This is a genomic window from Candidatus Weimeria sp. HCP3S3_B5, from assembly GCF_052064335.1.
GTDB lineage: Bacteria > Bacillota > Clostridia > Lachnospirales > Lachnospiraceae > Weimeria.
In genome coordinates, this window is record NZ_JBQHVU010000013.1 from 68,500 (window position 1) to 75,247 (window position 6,748).

Here is a 6,748-nt window from a genome sequence, read left to right on the forward strand (position 1 = left end):
AATGACGGAGGCTACCATGATCTTTTTTATTATAAAAACAAAAGGCTGTCTTTCGAGCGGCTGATAAGATATTCTGTTGCAAACAGATGTCTTTTCAAAGACAGTTCGCACCAGCAGGATGATCTGGCTGACTGCATACGCAATGACAAACTTCAGCCACAACGTTCCCGGCACCACAAAGACTATAGCCATACCAAGAGATGCACAGACCATAATTAAGACCAGTATCCTTTTCTTATCGGTATGCCAGGTGATAGTCGAAGACAATCTATCTTTTATTCGCCCCAGTAATCCTCGGTTTCCTTTGTAGTAGTTTTTATGCCAAAAAGGCTCATCATGTAGTCTTCACGCTCATTGTACATATTTACGACATATATATTTTCTGAATCCCGTCTGTAGAAAACATAGTTATGTCCCACAAAAATATAGCAGTAGTCAGTATCAATGTCATACAAATCACGCATTGATATGCCGCTGTAGGGGTAATCACGAAGAGTGTGAATCCTTTCAGTGATCTGTCTCAGAACCTTTTTTCTGACAGAAACTCCGAACTGGATATCAAGATATTTCTTCAGCTCTGAAATTTTTCTCCTGTATTCAGGCGAATAGACAATCTTCATCAGTCGTAGATCCCCAGTTCTTTCTCCAGATCATCAGAGTCAATCCAACCTTTTTCACTTGCTTCGTTGTCTGCCTTTTTCAGATCAGACAGCAGACCTGCCATTGATCTGAGCTTATCCAGAGCGTCGGCCTCTTCGATTGTCATGATTGTATATGCACCATGTCCGTTACGGGTAAGGTAAACACGATGGTTTATATCCACATCCTTTAGAACTTCCGTATAGTTTCTGAGATCCGATATTGGTTTTATACTTGGCATAATGATTCCTCCATTCAGAAACATTATATATGGCTTGCTGCAAATATGCAAGCGAATATACGTGCTACCTACCCGACTATAGTGCTTACCTTTAGCAGGCACTTAGTCATTCTATATTTGTGTCAGAATATCGTCGGGACGCTGCTTTTTGCCTGAGCCGTTCCACTAGAAATACGATAAGCAGTCCTACAAAAGCCCCACATGAATCTATCACAACATCGGTCGCCATGCAAGCCCTGCCAGGGACAAAATACTGGTGGATTTCATCCGAAACCGCATAGGCTACGGTGATACAGAGGCTGAGCAGGTAGTTTCTTTTTCCATGATACGGGATTGCAAGAGCAGGAACGATTTCACAAGGCGGCATACTGGAATAGTCGGAGCTATTACAGATATCAACGATCCTCTGGCGCTCTGACTGAGCTTATTTTTAGGCTCGGGGTGAACGGCACCCGGCAGCAACGGCCTCCCTGATCTTTTTATTGAGATCGGCGGCCTCCTTTGCAACACCGCCATTTGCCTGAAGACAAGCGTCTTTCCAGGCTTTTATCTGCTCGACAAACAGGCCCTTCTGATGGGCATACTCGGCAAGTTCACTTTCGTTCATCTTAGCCGTTTCAACAACAATCATAAACTTATCCTCGGTTGTCCATTGATCGGCTGTAGTGTCCTTTAGTGTCAGATTCTTTCTGTATGTGGTCTATTACACACCACCAAGAAAATCATCTTTCACTGACATCTATTCTGCCTCACAGGGTACTGTTATCCTCACAGTAGAATGGTTTCCTGTAATGACCACATCATTTCTGTGTGGTTCTTGCTGTCACCAGCAAGTTCAGACTGTGCCTTCATCTAAAGAATTCTTAGATGCTCCGTGTCCAGTCGTTACACCTTCATGTAGAAATTTTTATCACAGGATTGGCTCGGCGTTATCTGTGCTTATTATCAATCATATATGCCTTTCCCCATACAACATTTCTTGAACTTTTTACCACTTCCGCACGGGCATGGATCATTGCGGCCTATCTTCTTTTTATTACGTCTGTAAGGTTCAGAAACAGTACCATAATCAAGCAGATCATCAAAACCACTATCAATCCCATCCATTTCAGGTATATACATAGGATTGTATAAGAAATCATTGGTCATCTCTGAAGCGATTTTTTTATTGATATAATGGTCCCGATTGCCTGCCTCTGTAGATTCGTCCAGCAACTGGAAGAATTCACTCCTAAGATTTTCAGATTCGGAGAATCTAAGCAAGTAGCTATAGGCCTTATCGACTTCTTCTTTAGAAACCTTATCTCCTGCAGTAATATGCAAAGCTCTTGTCGCACTAATATAGACCTGCGGAACCGCATCAGCGTCTTCATGCTCGCTTATATAAGCATCTGCATCATGTGCAAGTTTTTCCAACGCCGTCTGATCGTTCTTAATAAAATTCACTCTGAACGTGTTAATTGCCGTCCAAGCCATTCCGGCTTCTTCAGAGTAGTCAAGCCGATTCAACTCTTCGTTTAACGCATCCAGATTAGAGACGAATTCGTCTTCACTCCTAGCTTTCAATGAATCAAAGAAATACTCATATTGAAGCTCCTGCACCTCAATACAAATATAATTAGCTGCTATATGGCTGTTGGAAATATACCGTTCATAAATTGGTTTGAGTATATCTCTTGCTCTGTCAATATATTTCTTTTTCTCAAGTCTAAAGCTGAAATCACCTAACGACCTACAGGATAGAGAAAAATGTACACATTCTTCTACCTCATCATCGGTAAAAGCCTTCCGCATTTTCTTGAGATACTCATAACCATCATAGAGCTTTCCGGAAAGCATATAGTCCATGAAATCATTATTCATTTGTATAAGCTTTATCTCGCTCCCGAACATACCTTCAAAATCCGAGTCATCAACCTCCCGTACTCGCTTATTGATTTCAGCAGTAAGATCCTGAGCTTCCCTATGGAATCCATGTTCTTCGAGATTCCTTACAAGATCCATTGTCCGTGTTATCTGAACTGCCTTAAGTACCTCATCTCCAGAAATATTCAATGCATCCTTTGCGACTGACATGAACTTAGGAATATTGCTCCAAGCGCCATATTGTTCAGCAACAAGAATCAGGCCATTATATTTGGCTAAGCCCAGCTCTATTCTCTTTGATTCATCGTCTTCAACACAAGGCAGATCGTGCCAGAATTTGTCTTCTTTCTCAACAAAGTCCAGTATCTTCTCCGGAGTGTCTCCTGCACCGACATTGAGAACCCTGTTTGTCAGGAACTGACTTCTTGTGATCAGGACATAAGGATCAGTTGTCCTCTGTTCGCATTTATCTACAACTTCGAATAATCTCTCATCATATGGGAAATCAGATATTGCTCTTCTGATGAAGATGGAAAAATCTTGCGGATGTTTACCCCACAAATAATTTGCTAAAGCAATTCTCTGTGTACTATCCATATAGTACAGTAGCATAAATTCTTTTAAGATGTCCGGATATAGCGGTGTGATAACATCAGTGTCTGAGCTGCCATCCACACTTTGGCACATCGAAACAATTAAGGCTTGCAGAGATTCTTTTCTTTGATCACCTGGAAATGTATGTAATTTTATAAATGTCTGGATAGTCTCCCAGTCACTCCTATACTCCCCTTCCAAATCCCTAACATTTACCGACCCAATGCAGGACGCCAGAACAACAAGTTCTATCCATGCATTACAAACGTTAAAATCACAATTACATAACTGAAGCCATCGCTCTTGCTCTCGCTTAAGAACGACTTTGAGAAGATCTTTGAATGTGTCGTATCTTGGATTTACGCAATCATTATCAATCCATGCTTCAACATACAGCTCCACAAACAATGGTCTGTAATGAAGCATTTCATATTTTGCATGATAATCTTCTCTGAGATCCTTATCTCGCAGCACATCACCTGGAAGCCCATGTTTAAGGCATATGCACCCGATCAGCTTTTCAACAGATGCATCATCCATATCCAATAGATACAGAGGCTCTCTTGATCCAGAAGAACTGATATATTCATTGTCAGAGAATTTCGCAACATCCGATTTGTCCAGTCCCTCTTCGACAGCATCTATCCACGAATCTAGTCCAACCTTTTCTTCCCGCTCAATGAATAGAATTCGAAGTTTAAAATCCTTATGCTTGTCGAATACGTGATACAGACCAATTATAGCAGCTGCAATCTGCTGCTCTCGACCTGCAACATAATCAATAATGATCAGCGTGTCTTTGAAAGGACGAAAACTGTTAATATCTTCTGAAGTCGCTTGCTTATTAAGGAAAAATCCAAACCAAACTGAATTATTGAGCTCCTTCAGTAATTCAAGGGCAAGTCTGCTCTTTCCAGAACCCGCCTGTCCGCCGATGATCCACCAAAGATTTTGTTCCTTATTATTGAGGAATTGTTTTAAAGCCTTGAGTTCATTTTCTCGTCCGCAGAAAGGAATATTCTCCTGCATGAAGTGATATTCTACAAGGCCATAATGATCCGACGGCTCACTAATATATGCATTTCGCCCGATAATTGGATTATTTAACAGGAACGCTGTGAGCCTTGTATCAGCTATCTCTTTAAGGAAAGGCGTAAGATCTGAATAATCACTGCCGTATGTAATCACAGCAGTATTCGCCGGAAGTCCATCAGGATCTTCTCCATCTCGACACACAAAGAAATATGGACGATCAAGCTTTAAACATCTCTTAGCAAATTGCATAAACTGGGCGATGTTCGCATCTTCAGATGTCTTACCGCAGCCGACAAAAATGATGCTCTTCGTTGCGAGTAGATTCTGAATGAATTGAGCCCCTTTGTCAGAGAGTATTCCGTCATACTGCTCTTGGCCGGCAATAATGTTATCCAGACCTATACTAGAGTCATAGGCACCATGGATATGCAGAACGCTGTTATTATTTCCTGCTTCCAACATGGTGAAAGCTTCAGCAGGATCTGCATATGTAAGACGATTTATTCCAGTGGACTGCTCCAGCAAATCATCATAATCCGTGGTGGCAATCAAGTCATTAGGAATGGTAAGTTGGTGAAGAATTTTACTCAGTTCTTTATTGGTAATTGAATTTGACTCGAAAGAGCTATGCATCCAATTGTCGTACCGCCCTGCAGACTTTGTCGCTTTGATCACATCACCAGCCACGGCGATCATATTTGCAGCTGATGAAGATGCATTAAGCTGACTTTCAAGTGCCGTGCCTGCAGTTTCTGTCGAAGGATTGGTCTTTAATAAAGCGATTCCGTCATTAATCCACTTCCACCAACTGTATCTTTCCCCTGTTAAGGCCGCAGATATCCCTGTACCAAAAAGATAAACAATCTGATCGCGTCCTTCCAGGATGCTCTTGAAATTAGGATAATTGTCTATATGGTTCATACTGATGATACTACCTAGTGTCTGCTCAACAACAGGGTATACAAATATATTGTTAACTTCCAGACTTTTTACAACTAAACGTCTTTAGGATATAATAGCACATTTTATTCTTCTTGCCATTATTGTTTTCCTTTCAATTGTTCGCTGATATACGCTGCTTTGTATTTCACATGACTGGCTTCAATATCGAAGGCACTTAAGATCATCTTTTGTGCCTTTGTAACCGCATGATCCAGCCGGTACACTTTATCAAGCTGTCTTGTCATCTCAATCTTTTCAAGCTCTCTTATCGCTGCAGGCACTGTCATATAGTTCGGCTTTTTATCCATTTCCTTCTTTTTATCATTTAATGCCGTATACATCCTGCAGCGGATGATGAGAGACAGGAAACCTATAAATATCTTGTTTGATGACGCTTCTTCAGATGCCACTCTTAAGCTGCCATTTCCAAGATATGACTTGTCAGATCTGAATACCTTCTCAGAAACATCCCTGCTTTTATAAAGTTCTATCGCTTCATCAGCCTTCATCTTCTCAGATGTTATGATCGCAAAATATCCGCACAGTTCAAGCTCATCTTTTATGATGGAGAGCTTAGGCTCTCCGTATACAAAGTGGCCCGTATCCTTGTTGTAGTGGAGATAAAAATACTTTTTGAATGCAGGTCCGAATTCATGATTCTCATCTTTGTGCTGGTCAAGAAATTTTTGCATCTCATGGATCTTTGCCTCAAATCTGGCTCTCTCTCCGGCAGCCTTTGCCGCACTGTAGTAAAGATGGATATACCTCTTCTTGGTATCTCCCGCATATACGAAAGTATGGACCGTCTTTCCATAAACTTCATACTCCTGTATGTTGTTTCCCCAGTCGTTTTCAAAAGTGCCTTTATACTGTCTCACCAGGTCACTGATGAACTGCTTTATACCTTTCACCATGATGATAAATGAATAGCCGTTGCTGTCCATGTATCTCAGGTTTTCTTTGCTGAAACAGCCACGGTCGAGAATGAACCCTATGCCTTTGTAGCCGTAGCTTTTGACCTTGTCTACCATGAACTGAAGCTGTGAAACATCGTTGATGCTTCCGGGATATTTCTCATACATCAGCGGTTCTCTGTTGTTAACGTCATAGCCTATGGCATAGTTAAATATTGGAAGACCTGCATCGACCTTTTCCGCTCCGAATTCAACCATATCTATATCACCTGCCTGGCAGTTCTTATTAGAGGAGTCATAGGAAATGTAGATCTTCTCCCTCTTGTTTCTTTCTTCATTCCAAACATCAAGAAAATCCTGTCTCTGATCTTCTTTTATGCTCTTCAAAAGATCTGAAACAGTAGCATGGTGCTAGAATATAAATAGTACAAGTTAAAGTGAGTTATTCCAAGGAATAAGACTATAATAGAGATAGTCCCAGGAGGAACTCACAATGGCTAGTAAACAACCTCAACAC

Annotated in this window: 5 protein-coding genes and 3 pseudogenes; 1 reads left to right on the forward strand and 7 read right to left on the reverse strand. The window is 41.2% G+C overall.

What is annotated here, in order from left to right:
• Positions 1 to 275 precede the first annotated feature (275 nt).
• From ACTNCK_RS07745 to ACTNCK_RS07755, 3 genes are all read right to left on the reverse strand, one after another.
• Positions 276 to 620 carry a type II toxin-antitoxin system RelE/ParE family toxin gene (locus ACTNCK_RS07745; RefSeq protein WP_441081932.1) on the reverse strand — a complete coding sequence of 115 codons (345 nt, stop codon included), beginning with the start codon at positions 618 to 620 and terminating at the stop codon, positions 276 to 278.
• A complete protein-coding gene (locus tag ACTNCK_RS07750) occupies positions 620 to 880 on the reverse strand; it encodes a prevent-host-death protein (RefSeq protein WP_441081933.1) in 261 nt (86 codons plus the stop codon). The genes ACTNCK_RS07745 and ACTNCK_RS07750 overlap by 1 nt, the downstream gene beginning before the upstream one ends.
• Before the next feature lie 106 nt (positions 881 to 986).
• A complete protein-coding gene (locus ACTNCK_RS07755; RefSeq protein WP_441081936.1) occupies positions 987 to 1,214 on the reverse strand; it encodes a VanZ family protein in 228 nt (75 codons plus the stop codon).
• Here ACTNCK_RS07755 and ACTNCK_RS07760 point away from each other — a divergent pair.
• Positions 1,137 to 1,298: a hypothetical protein gene (locus ACTNCK_RS07760; RefSeq protein WP_441081937.1), complete on the forward strand. Its 162-nt coding sequence runs from the start codon at positions 1,137 to 1,139 to the stop codon at positions 1,296 to 1,298. The two genes, ACTNCK_RS07755 and ACTNCK_RS07760, sit on opposite strands and share 78 nt — an antisense overlap.
• 12 nt (positions 1,299 to 1,310) lie before the next feature.
• Here the strand turns inward: ACTNCK_RS07760 and ACTNCK_RS07765 are convergent, their stop codons facing one another.
• The 4 genes and pseudogenes from ACTNCK_RS07765 to ACTNCK_RS07780 form a co-directional block, all read right to left on the reverse strand.
• The gene (locus ACTNCK_RS07765) at positions 1,311 to 1,511 is read right to left on the reverse strand and encodes a hypothetical protein (protein ID WP_441081934.1); all 201 of its coding nucleotides are present in this window, start codon (positions 1,509 to 1,511) and stop codon (positions 1,311 to 1,313) included.
• Between the two features lie 314 nt (positions 1,512 to 1,825).
• Positions 1,826 to 1,921, reverse strand: a pseudogene (locus ACTNCK_RS07770) (SEC-C metal-binding domain-containing protein); the annotation flags it as partial.
• 2,664 nt (positions 1,922 to 4,585) lie between these two features.
• A pseudogene (locus ACTNCK_RS07775) lies at positions 4,586 to 5,296 on the reverse strand (SIR2 family protein); the annotation flags it as partial.
• A gap of 119 nt (positions 5,297 to 5,415) precedes the next feature.
• Positions 5,416 to 6,624 (reverse strand): annotated as a pseudogene (locus ACTNCK_RS07780) (IS1634 family transposase); the annotation flags it as partial.
• Positions 6,625 to 6,748: the final 124 nt, after the last annotated feature.